The sequence below is a fragment of the Aquirhabdus parva genome (assembly GCF_003351745.1).
GTDB lineage: Bacteria > Pseudomonadota > Gammaproteobacteria > Pseudomonadales > Moraxellaceae > Aquirhabdus > Aquirhabdus parva.
On sequence record NZ_CP031222.1, the window covers coordinates 3,565,013 to 3,590,097 of the forward strand.

The 25,085-nt window shown below is 48.2% G+C and carries 20 protein-coding genes; 6 read left to right on the forward strand and 14 right to left on the reverse strand.

Annotated elements, in window-relative coordinates; genetic code table 11:
* Window positions 1-95 precede the first annotated feature (95 nt).
* From HYN46_RS16115 to HYN46_RS16125, 3 genes are all read right to left on the reverse strand, one after another.
* On the reverse strand, window positions 96-422 hold the full coding sequence (locus HYN46_RS16115; protein WP_114900334.1) for a chaperone modulator CbpM: 327 nt from the start codon (window positions 420-422) through the stop codon (window positions 96-98).
* A gap of 53 nt (window positions 423-475) precedes the next feature.
* Complete coding sequence (locus tag HYN46_RS16120; RefSeq protein ID WP_114900335.1) at window positions 476-1,483, reverse strand: DnaJ C-terminal domain-containing protein; 1,008 nt, start codon at window positions 1,481-1,483, stop codon at window positions 476-478.
* A gap of 95 nt (window positions 1,484-1,578) precedes the next feature.
* On the reverse strand, window positions 1,579-3,345 hold the full coding sequence (locus tag HYN46_RS16125; RefSeq protein WP_114900336.1) for an NAD-dependent malic enzyme: 1,767 nt from the start codon (window positions 3,343-3,345) through the stop codon (window positions 1,579-1,581).
* A gap of 182 nt (window positions 3,346-3,527) precedes the next feature.
* Between HYN46_RS16125 and HYN46_RS16130 the strand changes: the two genes are divergently transcribed.
* From HYN46_RS16130 to HYN46_RS16150, 5 genes are all read left to right on the forward strand, one after another.
* Window positions 3,528-4,022, forward strand: a complete 495-nt coding sequence (locus HYN46_RS16130; RefSeq protein WP_162818269.1) for a GNAT family N-acetyltransferase — start codon at window positions 3,528-3,530, stop codon at window positions 4,020-4,022.
* A gap of 370 nt (window positions 4,023-4,392) precedes the next feature.
* Entirely contained in the window at window positions 4,393-6,363 is a 1,971-nt protein-coding gene (gene pgaB / locus HYN46_RS16135) for a poly-beta-1,6-N-acetyl-D-glucosamine N-deacetylase PgaB (protein WP_114900338.1), read from the forward strand.
* A 9-nt stretch (window positions 6,364-6,372) separates the two neighbouring features.
* Window positions 6,373-7,662, forward strand: a complete 1,290-nt coding sequence (gene pgaC / locus HYN46_RS16140) for a poly-beta-1,6-N-acetyl-D-glucosamine synthase (RefSeq protein WP_114900339.1) — start codon at window positions 6,373-6,375, stop codon at window positions 7,660-7,662.
* A complete protein-coding gene (pgaD, locus tag HYN46_RS16145; RefSeq protein ID WP_162818270.1) occupies window positions 7,655-8,077 on the forward strand; it encodes a poly-beta-1,6-N-acetyl-D-glucosamine biosynthesis protein PgaD in 423 nt (140 codons plus the stop codon). The genes pgaC and pgaD overlap by 8 nt, the downstream gene beginning before the upstream one ends.
* A 248-nt stretch (window positions 8,078-8,325) precedes the next feature.
* Window positions 8,326-8,955 (forward strand): CC0125/CC1285 family lipoprotein, encoded by a 630-nt coding sequence (locus HYN46_RS16150; RefSeq protein ID WP_114900340.1) that lies wholly within the window; start codon window positions 8,326-8,328, stop codon window positions 8,953-8,955.
* A gap of 394 nt (window positions 8,956-9,349) precedes the next feature.
* Here the strand turns inward: HYN46_RS16150 and HYN46_RS16160 are convergent, their stop codons facing one another.
* From HYN46_RS16160 to HYN46_RS16185, 6 genes are all read right to left on the reverse strand, one after another.
* Window positions 9,350-11,020: a long-chain-fatty-acid--CoA ligase gene (locus tag HYN46_RS16160; RefSeq protein WP_114900342.1), complete on the reverse strand. Its 1,671-nt coding sequence runs from the start codon at window positions 11,018-11,020 to the stop codon at window positions 9,350-9,352.
* 300 nt (window positions 11,021-11,320) lie between these two features.
* Window positions 11,321-13,537, reverse strand: coding sequence for a DNA topoisomerase IV subunit A (gene parC, locus HYN46_RS16165; RefSeq protein WP_114900343.1), 2,217 nt, complete (start codon window positions 13,535-13,537; stop codon window positions 11,321-11,323).
* 259 nt (window positions 13,538-13,796) lie between these two features.
* Window positions 13,797-14,672, reverse strand: a complete 876-nt coding sequence (locus HYN46_RS16170; protein ID WP_114900344.1) for a metal-dependent hydrolase — start codon at window positions 14,670-14,672, stop codon at window positions 13,797-13,799.
* 224 nt (window positions 14,673-14,896) lie between these two features.
* The gene (locus HYN46_RS16175; protein WP_114900820.1) at window positions 14,897-15,445 is read right to left on the reverse strand and encodes an ankyrin repeat domain-containing protein; all 549 of its coding nucleotides are present in this window, start codon (window positions 15,443-15,445) and stop codon (window positions 14,897-14,899) included.
* Window positions 15,446-15,580: 135 nt separating this feature from the next.
* Window positions 15,581-17,458: a DNA topoisomerase IV subunit B gene (parE, locus tag HYN46_RS16180; RefSeq protein ID WP_114900345.1), complete on the reverse strand. Its 1,878-nt coding sequence runs from the start codon at window positions 17,456-17,458 to the stop codon at window positions 15,581-15,583.
* Between the two features lie 132 nt (window positions 17,459-17,590).
* On the reverse strand, window positions 17,591-18,172 hold the full coding sequence (locus HYN46_RS16185) for a YqiA/YcfP family alpha/beta fold hydrolase (RefSeq protein WP_228254839.1): 582 nt from the start codon (window positions 18,170-18,172) through the stop codon (window positions 17,591-17,593).
* Window positions 18,173-18,540: 368 nt separating this feature from the next.
* Here HYN46_RS16185 and HYN46_RS16190 point away from each other — a divergent pair, with 368 nt between their 5' ends.
* The gene (locus HYN46_RS16190) at window positions 18,541-19,848 is read left to right on the forward strand and encodes an alpha/beta fold hydrolase (protein WP_114900346.1); all 1,308 of its coding nucleotides are present in this window, start codon (window positions 18,541-18,543) and stop codon (window positions 19,846-19,848) included.
* An 83-nt stretch (window positions 19,849-19,931) separates the two neighbouring features.
* Here the strand turns inward: HYN46_RS16190 and HYN46_RS16195 are convergent, their stop codons facing one another.
* The 5 genes from HYN46_RS16195 to HYN46_RS16215 form a co-directional block, all read right to left on the reverse strand.
* The gene (locus tag HYN46_RS16195) at window positions 19,932-20,354 is read right to left on the reverse strand and encodes a F0F1 ATP synthase subunit epsilon (RefSeq protein WP_114900347.1); all 423 of its coding nucleotides are present in this window, start codon (window positions 20,352-20,354) and stop codon (window positions 19,932-19,934) included.
* Between the two features lie 39 nt (window positions 20,355-20,393).
* On the reverse strand, window positions 20,394-21,797 hold the full coding sequence (atpD, locus tag HYN46_RS16200) for a F0F1 ATP synthase subunit beta (protein WP_114900348.1): 1,404 nt from the start codon (window positions 21,795-21,797) through the stop codon (window positions 20,394-20,396).
* 136 nt (window positions 21,798-21,933) lie between these two features.
* Window positions 21,934-22,806 (reverse strand): F0F1 ATP synthase subunit gamma, encoded by an 873-nt coding sequence (gene atpG, locus HYN46_RS16205; RefSeq protein ID WP_114900349.1) that lies wholly within the window; start codon window positions 22,804-22,806, stop codon window positions 21,934-21,936.
* Window positions 22,807-22,894: 88 nt separating this feature from the next.
* The gene (gene atpA / locus HYN46_RS16210; protein WP_114900350.1) at window positions 22,895-24,439 is read right to left on the reverse strand and encodes a F0F1 ATP synthase subunit alpha; all 1,545 of its coding nucleotides are present in this window, start codon (window positions 24,437-24,439) and stop codon (window positions 22,895-22,897) included.
* Between the two features lie 82 nt (window positions 24,440-24,521).
* Window positions 24,522-25,073, reverse strand: coding sequence for a F0F1 ATP synthase subunit delta (locus HYN46_RS16215; protein WP_114900351.1), 552 nt, complete (start codon window positions 25,071-25,073; stop codon window positions 24,522-24,524).
* Window positions 25,074-25,085: the final 12 nt, after the last annotated feature.

The following is a 25,085-nucleotide window of genomic DNA, read 5'->3' on the forward strand; positions in this document are numbered from 1 at the left end:
TGTAAATATTTCGACGCTTTTACACTAACCAGATGGCAAATAAAATAAAAACGGCATCCAGTTCACGTTCTAACGGATGCCGTCCCAAGTGCTGATCATGCATCGATCTCATGCACCGCCAAATGCTGTAACTTGGCCCGCAGCCCCGCAATCTCGTCCATCAAATCCAACGCCAGCGCCACCCCAGCCGCGTTGACGTCCAAATCCCGCGTTAGACGCACCGCAAGACGAGCACGGCGCAGCGAAGGCCCTCTAAATCGCCATTCGGTCGGTGTCTGACCTTCTGGTTCTAGTACCCCTTCGACCACCCAGACATGAATCTGCTCAACAGGGGCATGACTGGCGCGGCACAACTCAATCAAGTTCAAGTCGACATTTTCTTCCACGACAACCCCATGGATCAGCGCTGTATATTCACTCATGACTTCTTCATCCTTCTTTCATCTGACCTCAATCTCAAGGTCTGCAATTGAATTTATTGACCACTCTTTAAATGCTGGCGTGGATTGAAATCAAAGGCCTCTGCCATGGCCCGATACGCCTCTTTCTCACGATCGGTATTGGCAGGTGGTAAAGCGATCTCCAGAATCACATAGAAATCTCCCGCAGGACTATTGGCAGAACTACTTGGAATTCCTTTGCCTTTTAAGCGCATCTTGCGCCCGGCCACAGATTTGGCCGGAATCGTCAAGCTAACCTGACCATCCGGAGTGGGAACATTAACACTTGCGCCAAGCGCCGCTTCCCATGGTGCAAGTGGCAGGGTTATATACACATCCCGATCCTCTACGCGATACAAGGAATGCGGATTAAAGGCGATTTCAAGGAATAGATCTCCCGCCTTACCTGCACCCTTTTCGCCTTGACCTGCAAGACGCAGATGCTGTCCGGCATGAATCCCTTTAGGAATGTTGACATCCAGCTTCCGCTCGGTCATCACTACATGGCCACTGGCATCCACACTGGGCGTTTTCAATGAAATACTGCGCTTGGCACCCGTATAAGCATCTTCCAGATCAATCAGCACCTTGGCATGATGATCTTGCCCTTGCTCAGGCGGCTGCTGACCAAAGCCTTGGCCTGATTGACGTCGTTGGCGTCCTTGACCAAAAAGAGACTCAAAAAAGTCGCTGTGATCTTGACCACCACCGAAGCTACCCCCAAAGCCGCCACCGAAACCACCCATCTGATCATCCGGCGCACCGCGTCCACCAAACTCAAATCCAGCATTCCAGTTCGGTGGTGGCTCAAACTGCTGGCCACTCTTCCACTGACTGCCCATCTGATCATAAGCCGCACGCTTCTCAGGATCTTTGAGCACCTCATTGGCCTCACCTAACTCCTTAAAACGTTCTTCAGCATCTGGCAGCTTGCTCACATCGGGATGGTACTTCCGCGCAAGCTTACGGTAAGCCTGCTTAATCTCATCTTGTGTCGCGGTACGCGGCACACCGAGTACTTGATAATAATCTTTGTATTCCATGCATTACCCCTATCTACGACGATAATCAAAATACGAATGTACCCACATCAATGGCAGTTGCAATGCGTGTTTTCAATGGCTATGCCGATGATTTTTTATACGCGTTGATAAGGTCGATACACTGGCTCCCAAACCAACGCTTTGATCCGCGCTAACACTTCCGCATCACTACACTGATCGGCAATCCCATCGGCTTGAGCCTGACGTGCAACCGCTTGCGCAACCGCAACTGAGACCGCACGCAGCTCTTCAACGGGGGGCAATAAACGAGCAGTCTTATCCAGCCGAGTCGGAGACAAATCGGCCAGTGCCTTACCTGCCGCCATAAACATCGCATCGGTGATACGCCGAGCATTTACTGCCAGCACCCCCAAACCCACGCCGGGGAAAATATAGGAATTATTGGTTTGGTTGATCTCATAGTGTTCCCCATTCCAAAGCACAGGCGGAAATGCAGTCCCTGTGCCAATCAAGGCTTTGCCATTGGTCCAGTTCATCAGATCCTGAGGTTTGGCTTCACTCTTCGACGTCGGGTTGGAGAGTGGGAAAATCACCGGACGTTCTACCTGCTGCGCCATCATCCGCACCACGGGCTCACTAAACGCCCCAGCTTGTCCGGACACACCGATCAATACAGTAGGCTTGGCATTGGTGACCACATCCAGCAGGCTAATCCCATCTGAAGAGGTACGCACCCAGTGAGCAACATCCTGTTTATTTTGTACAAATAACACTTGAGCAGGACGAATATCCGCCATTCCTTCAACCAATAAGCCATAGCGATCAACCGCATAAAATCGTTTGGAAGCTTCAGCCGCACTAAGACCGGCATCAACCATGGCCTGATGCAAAAGAGAAGCGATCCCACAGCCCGCAGATCCTGCGCCCAAGAAGGCAATACGCTGTTCAGTCAGAGGAATCCCCGTCACGTTAATGGCGGACAACAGGCTTGCCGCAGCAACAGCTGCCGTGCCTTGAATATCATCATTGAAGGTACACAGACGATCGCGATAGCGCTCAAGTAAGGGTCCAGCATTGGCACCGGCAAAATCTTCCCATTGCAGCAACACGTTCGGCCAGCGCTCTGTCACCGCAGCAATGAACTCCTCGACAAAGGCATCGTATTCGGCTCCACGAATGCGCTCATGACTCCAACCGATATACATCGGATTATTCAGCCGATCCGGATTGTTGGTGCCAACATCTAGCAAGATCGGTAAGGTTTCCAGCGGATGAATCCCTGCACAAGCGGTATAGAGGGATAACTTACCGATCGGAATCCCCATACCCCCTGCGCCTTGATCACCCAGTCCCAAAATCCGCTCACCGTCACTGACCACAATTACCCGCACGCGGTCATAACGCGTATCGGCAAAAATTTCACGGATCTTGTCTTTATTGGTATAGCTTAAAAATAAGCCGCGCGGTTTACGCCAGATTTCGCTTAAGCGCTGACAACCCTCTCCCACCGTTGGGGTATAGACCAAGGGTAAAAGCTCCTCCAGATTATGCACCAACATCGCATAGAACAACGTTTCATTACTGTCCTGCAAATCGCGTAGGAAGGCATAGCGCTCAAAGTCTGTCGCAAAACTACGCAGCACCTGCAAGCGGCGCAAGATCTGCTCATCCAAAGTCCCAACATGTGGCGGCAATAAACCATGCAATTGAAAGGCATCACGCTCGGCTTCACTAAATGCCATACCTTTGTTCAGCATGGAATGCGAAATCAGATCAAAACCTGTGAGACTAGTTTGCAGAGGATCATCAGAATGGACAGTCGGCTGATATTCGGGGTGGAGGACATTATCTAATATGGGGTCATTTACGATTTCTTGTTCTGAAGCGGAAGGTTGCGTCATGCTGGCTCTCTCCTGATGATCTTTGGCATAGACCATAATGGGGTCTACGATGGACGTTTATAAATCCCTGAGGTATTGGTTAAGTGTAGACCGAGTTCATGCAGCTTAATGTTATTCTATGTCTATAAAATGTCGATCTTGATCGTTTTTTAGCGTCAAGATGAATGCGCTGTGGAGAATCCATGTTTCAGATCAGAGCAATGCAGCACGGTGATATAGAGACGGTGATGCAGATTCAGGCCGAATGCTATGTGTTGGATGCCATCGAACCCCAATCCACCTTCATCGACCGGTTACACACGAGCCCAAAAACCGCATGGGTGGTCGAAGATACGCTGGGAGTTTGCGCCTATCTGGTTGGCTATTACTCAACTGTAGGTAACATTACCCCATTGGGTGGGCGCTTTAAACCCACCCTCTCCAATTGTTTATATTTGCATGATTTGGCGATTTTGCCGCGCGTCGCAGGTCAGCGCCTTGGCGTGACCTTGGTTAATACGGCGTTGTCTCAACAACCTGATCATATTCAATATACTGCGCTGGTTTCGATTCAAAACTCCGTGTCGTTTTGGCAGAAGATCGGCTTTGAAACTCAAGCCCTAGACACCGACCAAACGGAGAACTTACAAACCTACCCGCAGCCTGCTTTTTATATGCTTAAGCGCTTGATAAAATAATATCTATACTACAAAAATTACAATTTTGTGACTAGATTTTAACCAATGGTCAAGGTATGTTGTCAGCCATTCTGTGGATGAGGCATAGGGCTATTTTGAAATCTATTGTTGTTATTTAGGCGCAGATATCATCGGTTTGCCCCGCTGAACTGAACACTTTTAAGTCAAGGTATGATATTTATTAAAATACCAACGAATTCAATACTTAAAGAAGCACTGTGAACAGGTATTAAAAAAGTTTTCCCTAGACAATGCGTTTAGTGAATTTTTTTAAAATGTTCCTGCTAGAATGCGCCACCTTCATTGCACAATTGCTGTGCAGTCTATATATTTAATTTTCTGTATTTTATAACTTTTTCTGTCCGATATCATGACTCGAATTATTGCTTTCATCGCCATCTACGTGCTGTGCTTCACCAGTTCGATAGCCACTGCTTCATTACCGACTGAATTAACAGTGATTAGTTATCATGAAATCGCTGACCCCAAAGATGCGCTGATTCCGCAATATGCCGTGTCACCGACCAATTTTGTCCGTCAAATGGATTGGTTGAAGAATCAGGGCTATCATTTTGTCAGTGTGGATCAGGTTCTGGCTGCTCGTGCCGGCAAGCTCCCGCTGCCTGAACAAGCCGTGTTGATCACCTTTGATGATGGCTATCGTTCGGTCTATACCAATGCCTTCCCAATCTTAAAACTGTTTAATGCCCCAGCCGTCGTCGCTGTGGTGGGCAGTTGGCTGGATCAGACCAAAGGTGAAGTAGTGAACTTTGATGGTCGCTCCGTTTCGCGTCAGGAGATGTTGAGCTGGGATCAGATCAAGGAAATGACATCAAGTGGTCTGGTTGAAATTGGTAGCCATACTTACGGTTTGCACGATGGGATTCTTGCCAATCCGCAAGGTAATATGGAGCCAGCGGCAACCACACGCTTATATTTGCCCGCATTGAAGCGTTACGAAGATGAAGAAACCTATAAAAAACGCATCTTTACCGATTTAAAGAAAAATAACGAACTTTTACGCCAACACGGCATTCGTGCTCCACGTGTGATTGCGTGGCCTTATGGTAACTACAATATCGAGACCCGTGTCATCGCTGAAAAACTCGGTATGCCGATCGGCTTAACGCTTGATGACGGCCCAAATACCGTATCTACACCCTTGTGGGGCTTACGCCGTATTCTCGTCGAAGGCCGTATGCAACTGTCTGATCTAGACCGTGAACTGGCTACTCGCATCGCCAATATTTCAGACAATGATCGCCCGCAGAAAATCATGCACGTCGATCTGGACTATATCTACGATCCAGACCCCGCACAACAAGAAAAGAATCTCGGCCATTTGCTGGATCGCATTCAGGCGATGGGTGTAAATACCGTGTATCTGCAAGCCTTTGCCGATCCTGATGCCGACGGTGCAGCGGATATGGTGTATTTCCCAAATCATGTGCTTCCGATGCGCTCAGACTTGTTTAATCGCGCCTCATGGCAAATTCGCACCCGCACACAGGTCAAGCGTATTTTTGCTTGGATGCCACTGCTGGCGTGGAAACTGCCTGCAACGAATCCCGCTTACAAAGATGTAGTTGGAACGGAACAAGCCTCAAGTGGCGACCATCTCAACATGGGCTACCCACGTCTGTCCCTGTTTTCACCCCGTGCAAAAATGGCGGTGCGTGAGATCTATCAGGACTTGGCGCGCGGCGCACCGATTGACGGCATCTTATTCCATGATGATGTAACCTTGTCGGATTATGAAGATGCAAGTAGCTTCGGTATCGCGCAGAATCAAGCATGGGGTTTACCGGCCAAAATCAGTGACATCCGTAAGAATGATGATCTGCTGGGTCGCTGGACCATTTTAAAGATCAATGCCTTGGATCGCTTCGCCAATGAACTGGCGGACATGGTCCGTGCAGAACAGCCGAACTTACTGACTGCACGTAACCTCTATGCGCAAGTCGTACTTAATCCACGCTCAGAAGTCTGGTATGCCCAGTCGCTCGACAACTCGCTGGCCAACTATGACTTCACCGCGATCATGGCCATGCCGTATATGGAAAAAGCGGAAGATCCGAAAGCCTTCATGCAAGAGATTGTCAGCAAAGTAAAAGCCTATCCTAACGCCATGCGTAAAGTCGTGTTTGAACTGCAAGCCGTGAACTGGAGAAATGATCAAAAAATCCCGAGCGCTGAGCTTGCTGCAACCATTCAAAGCCTTTACGATGCAGGTGCACAGCACGTTGCTTACTACCCCGATGATCCAAGTAAAGACCATCCGGATCCTGCGATAATTCGCCCCGTGTTTGATCGCAAACCAAATATGCCTGAATTACGTTAAGGTGCTATAATGGTGATCAACGACTTCATCGCACTATGGCATGGCATATTAGGCTTTGTCTTCTATTATCCACTGCTCATGTCTTATCTGTGGATGATTGGTGCAATTTTGTTTTACTGGCGGAATGAGCGGACACAACCGCTATTTAATCATCCGCCCGTTTTAGAGGATACGCCCTCGGTCAGCGTACTGGTGCCTTGTTTTAATGAAGGCGTCAATGCGGAAGAGACCATTGGTCATGCACTCGCACTCGACTATCCCGACTTTGAAGTCATTGCGATCAACGATGGTAGCACTGACGAAACCGCTGAAGTCTTAAATCGTCTGGCGCAAAAGTATCCCAAACTAAAAGTCGTGCATTTGGCAGAGAATCAGGGCAAGGCCATGGCCTTGCAAGCTGGTAGCTTGCTCGCTAAATCAGAATTTTTGATCGGAATTGATGGAGATGCATTACTCGACCCGCATGCCGCACACTGGATGGTTCGCCACTTTGTCGCGCACCCTCATGTGGCTGCCGTCACGGGTAATCCACGGATTCGCAACCGCTCAACCCTGCTTGGTCGGGTACAGGTCGGAGAATTCTCGTCGATCGTCGGAATGATCAAGCGTGCACAGCGTAGTTTTGGTAGGCTATTTACAGTTTCTGGTGTAATTACCGCATTTCGTAAATCTGCGGTACATGAAGTCGGTTATTGGTCAGCAGATATGCTGACCGAAGATATCGACATTACTTGGAAGTTACAACGTGCTGGATGGGATGTCCGTTTCGAGCCGAATGCGCTCGTCTGGATATTGATGCCCGAAACGTTGAAAGGTCTATGGCAACAGCGTCTGCGCTGGGCCATGGGCGGCGCCCAAGTATTGCTTAAAAATATCGATGTGTTTTTAAGGCCCAGTCAGAATTTTTTATGGCCATTGATGTTTGAGCTTTGCCTCACACTGATCTGGTCCTATTTGATGTTGATTCTGGTAGTCATTTGGATCGTGGGTTTGGTCGTGCCGGCAGGCACTTGGCCCGTGGTTGGATCGCCACTCATCCCGCAAGGGAGCGGTGTGTTTTTAGGTGCGACGTGTTTGTTGCAGTTTGCCATCAGCAAGTGGCTCGACAGTCGCTATGAGAAAGGCTTAGGCCGAAATTATTATTGGATGATTTGGTACCCTCTAGTGTTTTGGGTGATCAACATCGCCACCACGATTACGGCGTTTCCCAAAGTGCTTTTCCGGCGCGATGGTAAACGCGCGCGCTGGGTTAGCCCTGATCGTGGCATACACTCTTTGGAGAAGAAAGACCATGAGTAACTCGTTAATCATTAACATCCGACAGCAACTGCACTGGTACCAGCGCTTTTTCTCGGATAGCTCTACCGCACTGATGTGGGGAATGTGGTTGTATCTATGGCGCCCTCTGGTCGTCATCACTGGCGCACATGCGTTCAGCAAACAACCCTTTCTGGTTCACTTCGTGACTAAAATTTCACCCATGACCATGGGTTATATCATTGTGTCCGTCATGTGTGGCGCATTGGCACTCTTGCTGTGGACACTTTTGCCAGCACGTCGCATCACGCCATCACCACAAAAAGATCTTGCTGATTATGCTGCGCATTTCCAGTTGCCAGAACAAGAGATCACAGCGGGTCGTGCGGCCAATATTTGTACGGTTCACCATGACGCGTATGGACGTGTGATCGGTATCCAACCGCAACAAGCTTAAAATCAATATTCGTCCACAGCATCATCATAGGATGGTGCTTTAAGACAATCTAATCCATCATAAAAATCTCCGCGTCACCCCCTCCCTGTTCTGATGATAGATCATCATATTTTCTCCATAATCTGCCCATTGATTTCACTAAAAAGTCATCGCTGATCACAGATTTACGACATTATTTCAACGCATTCGCGCATAGACTCAAGGCATATCCTATCGTTCCACCGCACCTCATGCTTAGGTGAGCCGTCATGTCTAAATTTCTATCGCTATCGACCCTACAGTTGAAACGTGCTGCTGTGCTTTCATTCATGCTCATCGGCTCAGCAGCCCTACTTTCATCATGCGCCACGACGCCAAGCAGCTTTGCTGAACTAGGCAAATACGACCAATTTAAGCTCAACACCAATATCTTCCGTGTAACCTATCAAGCGCGCAATGAAAGTACGGCCGCACGGGCAGAAGAAATTGCGCTGCTAAAAGCCGCACAAGTGACGGTGCAGAATGGCTACCGCTATTTCGAGATTACCGATAAGCTGCTCCCGAGTGACCAACCCAATGTGATTGTCGCAGCAAATCCAATGTTTAATTACTATGGATCGTTTGGCTACTATGGTGGCTATGGACGTTACCCATTCCGCCATAGTATTGGGTATATCGGCTACGACTACCCACTCTACCCGCAAGCCTATTACGGCGTGCCACAGAAGGTTATCGTCAGCTATACCATTCACTGCAGCAACACGGCTAAACCCGATGAGAACGGCCAGTATGATGCCACAATCATCCTGACCTCATTGGGCCCCCGCTATGGGTTAAATCCTGATGGTAGTCCCATACTGCCGCCACCTCCATCTGCCTCTCTAAAAACAGCCTCATAAGACATAATAAAGCATATCTTCCTAGGAGAAATGGTAGTGCTACATCGATTTTGGTTTACGTTGGATCGATCTCTATCACCATCAGTTCTTAATCTGGGCTGTGGCATATCTGCTTACAGCTTGGACGATGCAAAGCACATACTAGCTGAGCAAGTTTTTAATATTTTTGGTGTTAGAGATATTCTTGATGTTATAGAGGATGTTGATGTCTCAACGCTCGAAGAGAATCATGTGAGGTCAAATATGGGGATACCAACCATTAGAGGTGTCTGGTTCCCATTGCTTTAGTTTAATGGTGCTCTGAACGGTTAATTCAAAGTACTAAAACAGCAGACATAAAAAACAGCCTTTAATCAGGCTGTTTTTATTTGGACTTGTTTACTACTGGGGAGAATTACTTACGCAGTTCTTTACGCAGGATTTTACCCACATTACTCTTCGGCAGTTCCGCCAAGAATTCAATGTACTTCGGACGCTTATAACCGGTCAGATTTTCATTGATATAAATCTTGAGTTCCGCTTCGGTCAAGCTTGGGTCTTTCTTGACGACAAACAACTTCGGTACTTCACCGCTCTTGTCATCAGGCACGCCTATCGCAGCTGCTTCCAGCACTTTCGGATGGTTGGTGATGACTTCTTCGATTTCTGCTGGGTATACGTTAAAGCCGGATACCAGAATCATGTCTTTTTTACGATCAACGATTTTGGTATAGCCGCGCTCATCCATAATCCCGATATCACCCGTACGGAAGTAGCCATCAGCAGTCATGACTTTTGCGGTTTCGTCAGGACGCTGCCAATAGCCTTTCATGACCTGTGGACCACGGATTGAAATCTCACCGCGCTCACCCAAAGCCACTTCTTTGCCATCATCATCCAAAATCGCCACTTCAGTAGACGGTAGTGGAATACCAATGGTGCCTGAGTATGCCGTGATATTCACCGGATTTGCGGTGGCAATCGGTGAAGTCTCTGACAAACCATAGCCCTCAAGAATCGGGGTTTTGGTGATCTTCTGCCACAGTGCTGCAGTAGCTGGCAATACGGCCATGCCGCCGCCCATGCTGAGCTTAAGCTTGGAGAAATCCAGTTTTTGGAAGTCTTCGTTGTGTGCCAGAGCATTAAACAAGGTATTTACAGCTGGGAAGAAGCTTGGTTTGTATTTATCAATTTCCTTGATCAGTCCAGGAATATCGCGTGGATTTGGGATCAGAATGATCAATTGACCGCGCTGTAAACCATACAGAGCACAGACCATCAAGGCGAAAATATGATACAGCGGCAGAGCACACAAAATACTTTCTTCCGCGCCCTTTGCACTCTCGCCCAATACACTACTGAAGAAAGCATTGGTTTGCAGCAGATTAGAAACCAGATTCGAATGCGTCAGTTCCGCACCTTTAGACACACCCGTTGTACCGCCGGTGTACTGCAAAATTGCCGTATCGGACAAACCGACAACAGGGCGCTGGTATTTGCGGGCGCTGACTTTATTTAATGCATGATTAAAATTGACACTGCCTGGCAGAACCCAGCTTGGCACTTGCTTGCGTACGCGGCGTACGACCAAATCCACCACAAAGCCTTTAACCAAGCCCAACAGCTCACCAGCACTGGTGACGATCGTATGTTTGACTGGGGTATTGGCAATCACTTCTTGCAGGACATGTGCAAAATTCTCAAGCACAACGATCACTTCCGCGCCTGAATCTTTTAATTGGTGTTCAAGTTCACGTGCCGTGTAGAGCGGATTAACGTTAACAAGCACATAGCCTGCACGCAAGATACCGATCAGTGCGATCGGGTATTGCAGGACGTTCGGCAGCATGACCGCAACTTTAGCGCCTTTTTTAAGACCTAATGATTGTAAATAGGCTGCGAATTGACGGCTTTTTTGATCCAGTTCTTTATAAGTCAGTCGTTTATCCATACAGACGAACGCATCGCGATCGCCAAACTGCTGGAAAGTACGTTCAAATACATCAACTAAAGAGGTATTGCTGGCTGGTAATACGATCTCATGTGGCGTCCCTGCTGGATACGCATCAAACCAAGGCTTATTCATACCACTTCTTCTCCGTTTTGATTCCTTCCCCCACCGAAGGAAAGGTTAAATATGATGCAAAGATAAGGGCTTGTCGCTTGCCTCAAGCTTATCACTGCTTTTTGTACATAATCTGTGCATTTGCTGTTGTTCTGATCAGTCATACATGACCCATCAATGCGTTTAAAAGACTACTTTTTGGCTGGCGTAACATTATCACGACTGACCCTAAAGCGGAAACTATTCTCTAATGCCTAAAACGTGCACCCAATCACAATTTAAGCATTATCCACGCCTTCTCATTGTGAATGACTGCACAGTTCAACCAATCTGCATACTTTCCGCCTTCTGATAACCACGCGGCAGTAAATGGCCGCGCTGACCGCGCTTACCAGAATAATGGCTAATGTCCGCCTCTTTTAATGTGAGCGGACGCGAACCCGACATCAGTACCAGTGAACATCCTGCAACCAAACCGACCATGGCACGCACCACCTCATGACTTTCTAGCGCAATCAGTTTATTGCCCTTACCACGATTCATCACCGGTAAATCAGCCAGTGGATAGATCAGCAGACGTCCGCTGGATGACAACACGGCAATCCGATCCGCATCTTTCGGCAAGTACAACACCGGCATCAGCTCACTGCCCTCAACCAAGCTCACCAGTGTTTTCCCGGCTTTCACCGTACTGTCTAGCGCAGACAAGGTACTAACAAATCCATAGCCGTTATTCCCTGCTAGCAGGATCGGCTGAGCATCGTCCCCCATCAGCACTTCCACAAAACGTGTGCCGGCAGGCGGCGCCAGTTTGGTGGTAACCGGTTCGCCTTGCCCACGTGCAGAAGGCAAATTAGCGGCGGCAAGCGCATAACTCCGTCCAGTATTATCCAGCAGATAGACCCGCTGATTACTCTTGCCTGTGCAGTGGCTCAGGTAAGCATCGCCAGCCTTATAACTTAAAGTTTGCACATCAATGTCGGTACCTTTCGCCGCACGAATCCAACCCGAATGCGATAGCACGACCGTAATCGCCTCCGCAGGGGTCAGATCAGACTCTTTAAGCTCTGTCGCTTCAGCACGTTGTACAATCGGTGAACGACGATCATCGCCATGCTTTTTGGCATCTTCCTGTAGCTCTTCAATAATCAACGCTTTAAGCGACTCTGGATTATTCAATTGCTCACGAATCTTGGCCGCTTGCAGCTCCAGCTCTTCCTGCTCACGGCGAATCTCCATTTCTTCAAGTTTTGCCAAGTGGCGCAATTTCAGGTCTAGGATCGCATCGGCCTGAATTTCGGTCAGAGCAAAATGCGCCATCAACTCCGCGCGTGGGTGATCTTCCTCGCGGATGATACGAATCACGGTATCGATATCTAAGTACGCAATCAACAAACCCGCCAAAATATGCAGGCGCTTCTCAATTTTCTCTAAAGCATAGCTCAGACGACGGCGCACCGTGTCTTGGCGATAAGTCAGCCACTCAAGCAAAATGGTACGAATCGACTTGACTTGCGGACGACCATCCAACCCAATCATATTCAGATTGACGCTATAGCTGCTTTCCAGCTTGGTCGTAGCAAACAAATGGCTCATCAAGGCATCGGCATCAACCCGATTCGAGCGCATCACGATCACAATACGCGTCGGGTTCTCATGGTCCGACTCATCTCGTAGATCCGTGACCAGTGGCAGCTTCTTAGCCTGCATCTGCTCGGCGATTTGGGTAATAACTTTGGCACCAGAGACTTGGTACGGCAGATCGGTAATCACGATCTCGCCTTTTTCGACATGATAGACCGCACGGGCGCGATAGCTGCCGCGTCCAGTCATTTGAATCTTGAGCAGATCTTCAGGACTGCTGATGATCTCTGCACGGGTGGGTAGATCGGGGGCTGGGATATAGCTGGCCAGCTTCTCATCCGACAGATTCGGATTTTTCAGCAAGGCGATGGTGCCTTTGACCACTTCACGCAGATTGTGCGGTGGAATATCCGTCGCCATACCCACGGCAATCCCCATCGTGCCATTGAGTAGAATGTTAGGCAGGCGCGCAGGGAGCGTCACGGGTTCTTGCAGAGAACCATCAAAATTATCTTGCCACTCTGTCGTGCCTTGACCGAGCTCATTAAGCAAGAGCTCGCTGTACGCAGAGAGTTTGGCTTCGGTATAACGCATCGCCGCGAAAGACTTGGGATCATCCGGCGAACCCCAGTTCCCTTGTCCTTCGACCAAGGGATAACGATAGCTAAACGGCTGCGCCATCAATACCATCGCTTCATAACAAGCACTGTCACCATGGGGGTGGTATTTACCCAGCACGTCACCGACGGTACGGGCTGATTTCTTTGGCTTGCCCGAGTTCTTGAGGCCAAGCTCGCTCATCGCATAGACAATACGGCGCTGTACCGGTTTTAAACCATCCGCAACATGCGGCAATGCACGATCCATGATCACATACATTGCATAGTTAAGATAAGCCTGTTCCGTGAACTCTGCGACGGAACGACTTTCTGTGGCGGGATTAAGACTGCTCATGCGCTACCTAAATGAATGATGATCTATCATATTGACGACAGGTGACCCTGCTGCATATGCGCAGCGACCATGGACTGGGCATGGTTCAAGGTCAAAAATTGCATTTGATATTACACCAAAAAAAAGCGCTTCGTCATAGATAACCTTGCAGACGTCTGCGAATGCATCAAAAAACACATAAAAAAACGACTTGGCATTGATCCAAATCGTTTTTTAACAAGGTATTCAGAACGTTAAAAAACACCATGCCCACATCACATTAATGAACTTCAAAATTCAGCAATTTCTTATATTTCGCCAATAACGCTGTCGTATCATGCTGTTCTGGATGAAAATTGGGCCGAAAATAATCAAAGAGATCCGGTACGATTCGCGACATGAGTCCTTTACGACCACCGTACATCATTTTCATCGCAGGCACCCAATCGCTGGGGCGCATCTTGCCGCGCTGTGCCATCAAACGCGCCATAAAGGTGGTATGGACCAAGAACAGCAAGACCATCGCCAGCGCCATCGTAGACGCGCGCGTTGCATAGGCGCGTACGCCTTTGCCATATAGTTTTTCATAGACGTTATAAGCCACCGATTTATGCTCGGTTTCTTCTACCGCATGCCACAGCCACATCTTATACATCACAGGACTATGCATAAGCTCATGGAGGTCTTCCCGGCGCATCAGCTCAGAGGCGATGGTGGCAGTGAAGTGCTCAAGCGCACAGGTGATCCCCAACTGCAACTTGTTACTCAGATGAAAACGATCTGCCAGCCCTAGCACCGAATCGGTCCAGCGCTCTAAGGTATCGACATCATGACCATAGGCTTTACCTGCGGCATTGAACTGGTGATGCTCTTTGGAATGCATCGCTTCTTGTCCGATAAAAGCACTGATCTCTTTTTGCATCGCCAAATCATCTTTCAATACGCCTTCATAGCGTACCGAACGTACTGCATCAACAAAGAACTGCTCGCCAGCAGGGAATAAGGCTGACATCGCCGTTAAGAAAAACGTCACGCCCGCATCATCCGCAGCCCAAAACTCGGGCACGTCTGTGAACTCAAAATCCATACGTCTGACCGGAAAGCTGGCCTTATATGCCGATGATGAATGACCACTGGTTTTGACTTGTGCGTTCATGATGTCTTCCTCAAAGTGTATGGAAGCCTCATAGATCAACAGCCCCACGATTAAACGCCTGTGTGGTCACTGGATCGACTTCTCACTTGAGTATAAAAAGCCCATGCTTTAAATCACATGGCGAATAGTGACAATGAATATTTTCTAAAAGTAAGTTTTGGGCACTCAAAAAAATGCCGGAAAACAAGTTTCCGGCATGGATTGATCGAGTACGCGAGAAAAGCTTAGTGAGCAAGAAACTCTGCGGTGGTTTGCGCGCCATGCTTGCGCAGCAGTTCCAGCGTCTCTTTTTCTTCAGGCAGTGCCTGCTCCCAGTCAATCAGGTCAAAATCAACATCAAAGAACAGGTCACAGATTGAGGACAGAATTGTCATGCCTTCGTCATCACGCTTATTCGGGTCTACTTTATGATCTAATAAGGTTTGTACGATTGGCACACAAGCCGCGCTTGCCGCATCCCACAGCGGGCCAAAGAACTCTTCCGCATCCCAGAGGTGGAGATTGGCTTTGGCATCGATTAATGCGTTTAAAATCGCTTGATACGGCGCAAGCAGCTTTGCTTTCTCTGCTTCATCTAAGGGTTCACCAGATTCGTAGCCATCCATGACCGTTTCCCACCAGTCAAACAAGCGATCACAAATCTGAGTTGCCGGAGGGCCGTATTCTTCATCGATAAAATTGGGGTCTACTCCACCCGCCAAGAGCGCTTTGACTTGCTCAACATCAAGTGCTTGGATGGCTGCCGTTAATGCAACTTGGGATTCAGTCATAATCTTTCTCAGTGTAGGGAATGGGGAAAACCTCGCCATGCTCGATCATGCCGCATGACGATGACGATTCATCGATTTAAAGCGCTTTCTTACTCAATATTAAAGACCATGCATTGCCGTGCCCATGCGACCATGGTCTTAAAGTAAAACATCAGCCAAATTACCCTTCTCTTCCAGCCAGATCTTACGATCACCAGAACGCTTCTTGGCCAAGAGCTTATCCAGTAGGCCATTGGTCAGATGGGTATCATCCATATCCAGTTGCACCAAGCGACGCGTATCTGGATCCATGGTTGTCTCACGCAGTTGCAATGGATTCATCTCACCCAATCCTTTAAATCGGGTAATCTGAGGAGCTTTGCCTTTGATCTTGGACAAGATGGCTTGCAGCTCTTCATCATCCAGTGCGTAGTGCACATCCTTACCCGCGTCAATCCGATAGAGCGGCGGCATCGCAACAAACAAATGTCCATTTTCGATCAAAGCCGGGAAATGCTTCACAAACAAGGCGCAAAGTAAGGTCGCAATATGCAATCCATCCGAGTCCGCATCGGCAAGGATACACACCTTACCGTAACGCAGCTCAGAGAGATCATCACTGCCAGGATCGACCCCTATCGCAATCGCGATATCATGCACCTCTTGCGAACCCAACACTTCATCCGCAGAGACTTCCCAGGTATTTAAAATCTTACCGCGCAGCGGCATGATGGCTTGGAAAATCCGATTGCGTGCTTGTTTGGCACTACCACCCGCAGAGTCCCCTTCCACCAAAAATAGTTCAGTATCTTCACGAGTCGCGCCTGAGCAGTCAGCAAGTTTGCCCGGTAATGCGGGCCCTGAAACAATCTTCTTACGCTCAACCTTCTTCGCTGCTTTTAAACGACGTCCCGCACGCTCAATCGCCATTTCCGCTAAGCGGGTGCCCACTTCTGGATTTTTGTTCAGCCACAGTGAGAAAGCATCTTTGGCAATGTTCTGCACAATCGGTGCCGCTTCACGGCTCGACAAACGCTCTTTGGTCTGCCCGGAAAACTGAGGTTCTTGAAACTTCAGTGACAGGATGAAATTTACCCCATCCCAGACGTCATCGGCTGATAGCTTCATATTCCGTGGCAACAAGTTGCGCATTTCACAGAATTCACGCAGCGCATCGGTGGTGCCCGTGCGCAGTCCATTGACATGCGTCCCGCCTTGCGCGGTCGGGATTAAATTGACATAGCTCTCTTGTACACTATCGCCACTTTCTTCCGACCAACATAGCACAAACTCACACGCCGCACGCTCTGCCTTGCCACTTGCCGCAAATGGCTCCACAGGCACGGTCTCACGACCTTGCAGTTCATCCTTCAGATAATCCACTAGCCCGTTTTCAAACTGCCAAGTGAGTTTCTCACCACTTTCTTCATCGGTAAAAATGACTTTCAGACCTGCGGACAAGACCGCCTTGGCTTTAAGATTATGCTTAAGTGCCCGCACCGAAAACTTGGCACTATCAAAATACTTGCCATCCGGCCAGAAGTGGACGGTAGTACCGCTCTGGCGTTTTGGAAAACCTTCAGTAGTAATCAAATCCGTGACGCGCTCGCCATGCTCAAAACTCATTCGATACTGACTGCCACCCCGTAGCACGCTGACATTAACGCGGGTCGACAGCGCATTCACAACCGAAATCCCCACCCCATGCAAGCCACCCGAAAACTGGTAGTTATCCGTAGAAAACTTACCGCCAGCATGGAGCTTGGTCATGATGATCTCTATACCACTTTGACCATACTCCGGATGGATATCGACTGGCATACCCCGTCCATTGTCTTGCACGGATAAGGAGCCATCTTTATACAGGATCACTTCAACCTGATTCGCATGACCCGCAAGTGCCTCATCGACTGCGTTATCGATCACCTCTTGCGCCAAATGATTCGGGCGAGTGGTATCGGTGTACATCCCGGGACGGCGACGAACAGGATCTAAACCTGAAAGAACTTCAAGCGATTCGGCAGTATATTGAGTCACTAAACACTTATTCCTAATGTAATCATGTCGATCAAATGATGACTAGAGATGTAGCAATACACCCCTCACTGACATGAATCGTACTGTAAATGCGACTTTAAAACAAACGCAACAAACTACTCCAGTGAGTAGTTAAGCAAATAAAAAATCAATCATCAGCGGGATCTTGTCCGCCATATCATGCATAAAATGGTCACCACCGGCTTCAATGATCATCGGTGACTGTGCGCCATCTTGGCTATAGTAGGCCTCTGCCACGCGGTAATCGAGCACTTCATCGCCTTGTTTAAGCAACACCAAGATGCGTTCTGGATGGATTGGCACAGGCTGATATAAAGCGGCCAGATCAGCCAGATCACTTTCTGTAATTGTCCAGCCGCCGTCTGTTGTAAACCCTTGATGGCCATGGGTAAAATAACGCTGGAAGCGCTCAAAGGGACGTGTTGCAGGATTTACTAATACCGCTTTTAAGCCGTACTTGGCCACACAAACTGTTGAAAAAAAGCCCCCCAGAGAACTGCCTACCAATCCCGTATCAGGATCACGCGCAATAATCTCACTTAGAATCTGCATCACCTGCAATGGCGGCACATTCAGATCTGGACGAAAAACTTGAATTTCAGGACGATGGATTGCGCACCAATCTGTCAGCATTTGACCTTTGATCGAGTTCGCATCGCTGTTTAGACCATGGATATAAATCAGTTGCATCATTCACCTCTCATTGCGTATCAGTATGCCCGATCCAGATCTGAATGATCGATAAAAATCTGCGGCATAATATGAAAACTCCTTGTATCTTAACGAATCAACACTCAGGAATCCTGCTAAAACAGATGTTTTTTCACTATCATTAGTTTAAAAATAACAATACATGACAAATAGTTAAACAATACCAACTGGTCCATATACATAAAATTGGTTACATTTTGCAATATGTGGTTTAGTATTGCTACTATTCAAAGTGCGTCCATGTATACATATCCTTGGCAAGCCACCTGAGCTGCCAAGGATGCGTGATTACCTTAACCCATAGAGTCAAGCCGTATCTATAAAAATACGAACCAGTCATAGAGAGTCTTATGCCTAGCCCAACACCTCTGCATGAACCATTTTGCAGTCTACGCAAAGCGCCCATTACACAGGGAGATTTAATCGAAGGACTGGCACAACTGACAACAACTGGCGTGTCACGGACAACTGAGTTTGTACAAGCGATTTATCGTGAAACTTTACTACGCTCTTTGGGTCTATACGACGAAACCAACCAAACCCCACTGCAAAAAAGCATTTCTAATCAGATTCTCTGGCTGATCCGCTATGGGGTTAAGCATGCTGGGCGTTATTCTGCACACGGTCTGCGTACATTTGGTCGTTTAAGTCCCGTACAAGCTGAAAAGCCTCTCAATGTCCCCTTACATATGTTGGTCAGCGCTTTAAATGGCATTATGGGCGATCATCTGGTCTATGACCGTAATCCGCTGGCACTCCCCATGCTCACCTATGACCGTCACGGCAAAGTGTTTAATGGCGAACTCCGCGGCCGCGTTGTGATCTTTGTGCATGGCTTATGTATGGATATCCACAGCTGGTACCCGAGCAAATATCAGAGCATGGGTGAACAAGTCTATCGTCAACAAGACTGCACCGTTCTCTATCTCAGCTATAACACGGGTCGCCGTATCTCTTTAAATGGCCGCTCTTTCTCAAATTTGCTGAATGATCTATATATCCGTAATCCGGATATCAGCCATATCGATATCATCGGGCATAGCATGGGTGGTCTGGTGTCACGCAGTGCGCTGTTTTACGGCAAGCAAATGGGTCTCAACTGGATTTTACTGGTCGATCACCTAATCTGCTTAGGATCGCCGCATCAAGGGGCCCTACTTGAGCGTTTGAGCTACATGGTGCAGGACAAAGTCGGTAAGATCCCATTCGCTGGGGCGCTTGCGCGTCTAGGCGATTTACGCAGTGCGGGCATCATTGACCTGCGCTGGGGCAGTATCCGTGATGATGACTGGGAACACTTAAAATCCGGTCGGCGCGGCGACTTCGCGGATAATCGTAGACCTGCCCCTCTGCCCTCAAATATCAAAGCCTATTTCATGGCGGGCACCATCGAACACGAAAATGCACCCTCTAAAACCCGCGAAGCACTCGGTGATTATCTGGTCAGCGTCAAGAGCGCTCTCGGTGAACACTCAAACCCTGAGTATCAATTGAATGTCCCGCAAGAACGTAAAGCCGTGTTTTATGGTGTGGATCATATGCAATTGCAATATAGCCAACGCGCGATCGACCAAGTGCTGATCTGGCTTGCACCGCCTGAACGTACCCCTAAACCAGTCGTCATCCCACAAAAAGATGCGATTCCGATCTCGGCTTAATGATTATTCTTACTAATAATTAAAAAACTGGAAAACGATCATAAAAAAAGCAGCCCTGAGGCTGCTTTTTTATTCACGATTTCTTAAACTTGAGCACGATACTTATAACGTTGGAGCGTCTGCAATTGTGCAGCCGTTTCTGCCAATACGCTTAATGCTGCTGCTGCATCAAAATCACCTTTTTGATTTGCAAGCAAGCTTTCTGCGTGTTGACGCGCTTCCAAAATTTTCGCTTCGTCCAAATTCGCGGCATGAATCGCGGTGTCCGCCAAAACAGTCACAACGTGTGGCTGCACTTCTAACACACCACCAGAGACATAGATCTGCTCTTCGTGGCCATCAGAATGCTGCACACGCAGTGCGCTAGGCTTGAGCAAAGTCACCAAAGGCGCATGGCCCGGCAAAATACCCATTTGTCCGGCGATACCGTCAGCGATCAACATATTAATGTCACCGCTGAAGATTGAACCGCCAACACTAACGACATCACAATGCAAGGTTGCCATGAGGCGTTCTCCTGCTTAAATTACGCGTTTAAATGACCGTTATTTGGCTGCGAGCTTTTCAGCTTTAGCAACAGCTTCTTCGATGCCACCGACCATGTAGAACGCTTGTTCTGGCATATGGTCGTAGTCACCAGCAATAATGCCTTTAAAGCCTGCAATCGTATCTTTAGAAGATACCAACTTACCAGGTGAACCGGTGAATACTTCAGCAACGTGGAACGGCTGTGACAAGAAGCGTTGGATTTTACGCGCACGGAAAACAACCAGCTTGTCTTCTTCAGCCAATTCGTCCATACCCAGAATCGCGATGATGTCTTTGAGTTCTTTATAACGTTGCAGAATGGTTTGTACGCCACGTGCAACAGTATAGTGCTCTTCACCAACAATCGCTGGATCCAGCTGACGTGATGTAGAGTCCAAAGGATCAACCGCAGGGTAAATACCCAATGACGCGATATCACGTGACAGAACAACAGTCGCATCCAAGTGGGCGAAAGTGGTTGCTGGTGATGGATCGGTCAAGTCGTCGGCTGGTACATAAACCGCTTGAATAGACGTAATCGAACCCGCTTGTGTCGAAGTAATACGTTCTTGTAGAACACCCATTTCTTCAGCCAGAGTTGGTTGGTAACCCACCGCAGAAGGCATACGACCAAGCAACGCAGATACTTCAGTACCCGCCAAGGTGTAACGATAGATGTTATCAACGAACAACAAAACGTCACGGCCTTTGCCGTTTTCGTCTTTTTCGTCACGGAAGTATTCAGCCATGGTCAAACCAGTCAACGCGACGCGTAAACGGTTGCCCGGTGGCTCATTCATCTGACCATAAACCATGGCAACTTTATCAAGAACGCCAGAGTCTTTCATTTCGTGATAGAAGTCGTTCCCTTCGCGAGTACGCTCACCCACTCCCGCGAACACAGACAAACCACTGTGTGCTTTCGCGATGTTGTTGATGAGTTCCATCATGTTAACGGTTTTACCTACACCCGCACCACCGAACAGACCAACCTTACCACCCTTTGCAAACGGGCAAAGCAAGTCGATAACTTTGATACCGGTTTCAAGGATTTCGGTTGAACCCGCTTGTTCAGCGTAGCTCGGTGCTGGACGATGGATTGCCCAGTGATCTTTAGTCACAACTGGACCGGCTTCGTCGATTGGGCGACCCAATACGTCCATGATACGACCCAGAGTCGCATCACCCACTGGCACAGTGATTGGGCCATTGGTGTTAGTAACAGGCAAACCGCGTTTTAGACCTTCGGTTGAACCCATCGCAATCGTACGAACGATACCGTCGCCTAATTGCTGTTGTACTTCTAATGTCGTTTCGGTGTTATCCACCGTCAGAGCATCATAGATCTTTGGAACGCTAGTGCGATCGAATGAAACGTCGATAACTGCGCCAATGATCTGAACGATATGACCGCTACTCATGGCTGTCTCCTCAATTCAAAATAAAATCTAGTATCAAACCTGATGTTGATCAGATATTCAGATCATGATCGACATCAGTTTCGGTTAATGCTGCTAACTGCTGTGACACAGTTAATTCAAATTCAAACGTTTTGCGTTAAACCGCAGCAGCACCACCAACGATTTCGGAAATTTCCCGAGTAATCGCAGCTTGACGCAGCTTGTTGTAAACCAGTTGCAGGCTCTTAATCAAATCACCAGCATTATCAGTCGCTGCTTTCATCGCAACCATACGAGCGGCTTGCTCGGAGGCGACGTTTTCAACAACACCTTGATATACCATCGATTCGATATAACGAAGCAACAATCCATTCAATACTTTTTCTGGATCAGGCTCGTAGATGTAATCCCATGCGTGGTCGCGATGTAGACGCCAATCATTGACTTCAGCTTCTGCCAAAGGCACCAGCTGGGCAATCGTTGGTTTCTGAACCATTGCATTCACAAAGTGATTGGAGACCAAATAAATTCGGTCGAGCTCACCATTGTCAAACGCACTCATCATGGCATGCACTGCACCAGTCAGTTGTTCCATCGACGGCGCATCACCCAATTGGGTCGTTGCCGAAATGACTTTTCCGCCAAAGCTCTTGAAGAAAGCTACCGCTTTCGATCCAATCACTGCAAACTGAACTTCAACAGATTGCTCTTGTTGTGCTTTCACATGCTGAATGACGCGTTTGAACAAGTTGATGTTCAAACCACCTGCGAGTCCACGATCAGACGACACCACAATATAACCAACACGCTTAACAGGGCGTTCGACCATATAGCGATGCTTAAACTCAGGATGTGCTTGCACTAAGTGCGCAATCACGCGGCGCATGCTTTCGGCATACGGACGTCCTGCAACCATGCGTTCTTGAGCGCGACGCATCTTACTGGCAGCAACCAATTGCATCGCACGCGTAATTTTCTGCGTACTTTTGATGCTGACCACTTTGGCGCGAATTTCTTTTAGACTTGCCATACGCTTACCATGCTTTTGTAAAAATCAGTATGTGAAGCCAGATCAGCCTTAACACCGTGATGAAGATCACAGGCTAAGGCTCAACTGATTAATAGGCCTGAGTCGCTTTAAAGGCTTTGATACCTTTATGCAATTCAGCTTCGATGTCTTTATCGTAGTTTGCTGTTTCATCAATATTGGTCATTAAAGCACCATGTTGTGAACGCATAAATGCCAGCAAACCTGACTCGAAATCACCAATTTTATTCACTGGTACGTCAGTCAGATAATTTTCATTCGATGCAAAAATTGACACAGCTTGATCAGCCAATGAGAACGGTGCGTATTGCTTTTGCTTCATCAGCTCGGTAACGCGCTGACCATGCTCAAGTTGCTTACGGGTTGTCTCATCAAGGTCAGATGCAAACTGAGCAAATGCTGCCAATTCACGATACTGCGCCAAAGCTGTACGGATACCGCCTGACAATTTTTTGATAATCTTGGTCTGAGCTGCACCACCCACACGCGATACCGAAATACCCGCGTTAACCGCAGGACGGATGCCTGAGTTAAACAGTGATGATTCCAAGAAGATCTGACCATCGGTGATCGAAATCACGTTGGTTGGAACGAATGCAGAGACGTCACCCGCTTGGGTTTCAATGATTGGCAATGCAGTCAATGAACCAGTCTTGCCGGTTACCGCACCGTTGGTGAACTTCTCAACATAATCAGCAGAAACGCGCGCAGCACGCTCAAGCAGACGGGAATGGAGATAGAACACGTCACCTGGGTACGCTTCACGACCTGGTGGACGACGTAACAAGAGGGAGATTTGACGATAAGCAACCGCTTGTTTTGACAAGTCATCATAGATGATCAATGCATCTTCACCACGATCACGGAAGTATTCACCCATGGTACAGCCAGAGTATGGCGCGAGGAACAATAGTGATGCTGGATCAGAAGCACTAGCCGCCACAACAGTGGTGTACGCCAATGCGCCAGTTTCTTCGAGTTTGCGTACAACGTTAGCAATGGTCGATTGTTTCTGACCGATCGCAACATAGATACATTTAATGCCAGAATGCTTTTGAGCAATGATCGCGTCAATTGCCAAAGCAGTTTTACCAGTTTGACGGTCACCAATGATCAACTCACGTTGACCGCGACCCACTGGAATCATGGTATCAACCGCTTTATAACCAGTTTGTACTGGCTCATCAACGGATTGACGCCAGATCACGCCTGGAGCAACTTTTTCGACTTTATCAGTCAGTTTTGCATTGATCGGACCTTTGCCGTCGATCGGGTTACCCAGCGCGTCTACAACGCGGCCAAGCAGCTCAGGACCTACTGGAACTTCAAGAATACGACCTGTACAACGGGCTTTTTGACCTTCTTGTAAGTTCAAGAAGTCACCCAGAACGACCGCGCCGACTGAATCCTGTTCTAGATTCAGTGCCATGCCATAGAGGCCGCCGTCAAATTCGATCATCTCACCATACATTGCATCAGCCAGACCGTGAATCCGCACGATACCGTCAGATACCATGACGATAGTACCTTCGTTGCGGGCTTCGGCGCTGGTGTCCAGATCGCTGATACGCTGTTTAATGAGCGCACTGATCTCAGATGGATTCAGTTGTTGCATTGCGCTTTCCTCAATTTGTTTTTGAAAAATCAAAAAATACTTTTAAAAAAATAGCTTTCGTACTGCTGGCGACGATGTTAAATCATCCAGCCAGCAGGCTTGTGCGTAGTTTTTCCAATTTGCCAAGGACAGAATCGTCGATGACTTGATCACCCGCGCGGATTACAACACCGGCGATCAATTCAGGTTTGACTTCAACCTGACTATTAATCTTTGTACCAAAACGAGTTGCCAAGCGATCGCTTAATGCTTGTTGTTGCTCAGCGGTCAGCGGAAACGCTGACTCAATGATCACATCAGTCTCATTCAGGCCATGAGCCTTCTGCAATTCAAACTCTGCAGAAACTTCAGGCAACAGCGATAGACGATCATGTTCAGCGAGTTGGGTGAGAAAATTACGCACACCCTCGGTGATCTGACCTTCTAAAACTGTTGTCAAGGCTTGAACGCGTTGCTGATAGCCCAAAGTTGGGCGTTTCAAATAGTCAGCAAATGTCTGATCCTGAACAACCGCACTTGCGCTCGCAAGCGCCTTTGACCATGCCTCGATGCCATTTGCTGCATCGCGCTGTTCTTGCGCGAAAGCAAAGGCCGCTTTGGCATAAGGGCGCGCTAGCGTTGATAGTTCAGCCATGATTCGCCTCGA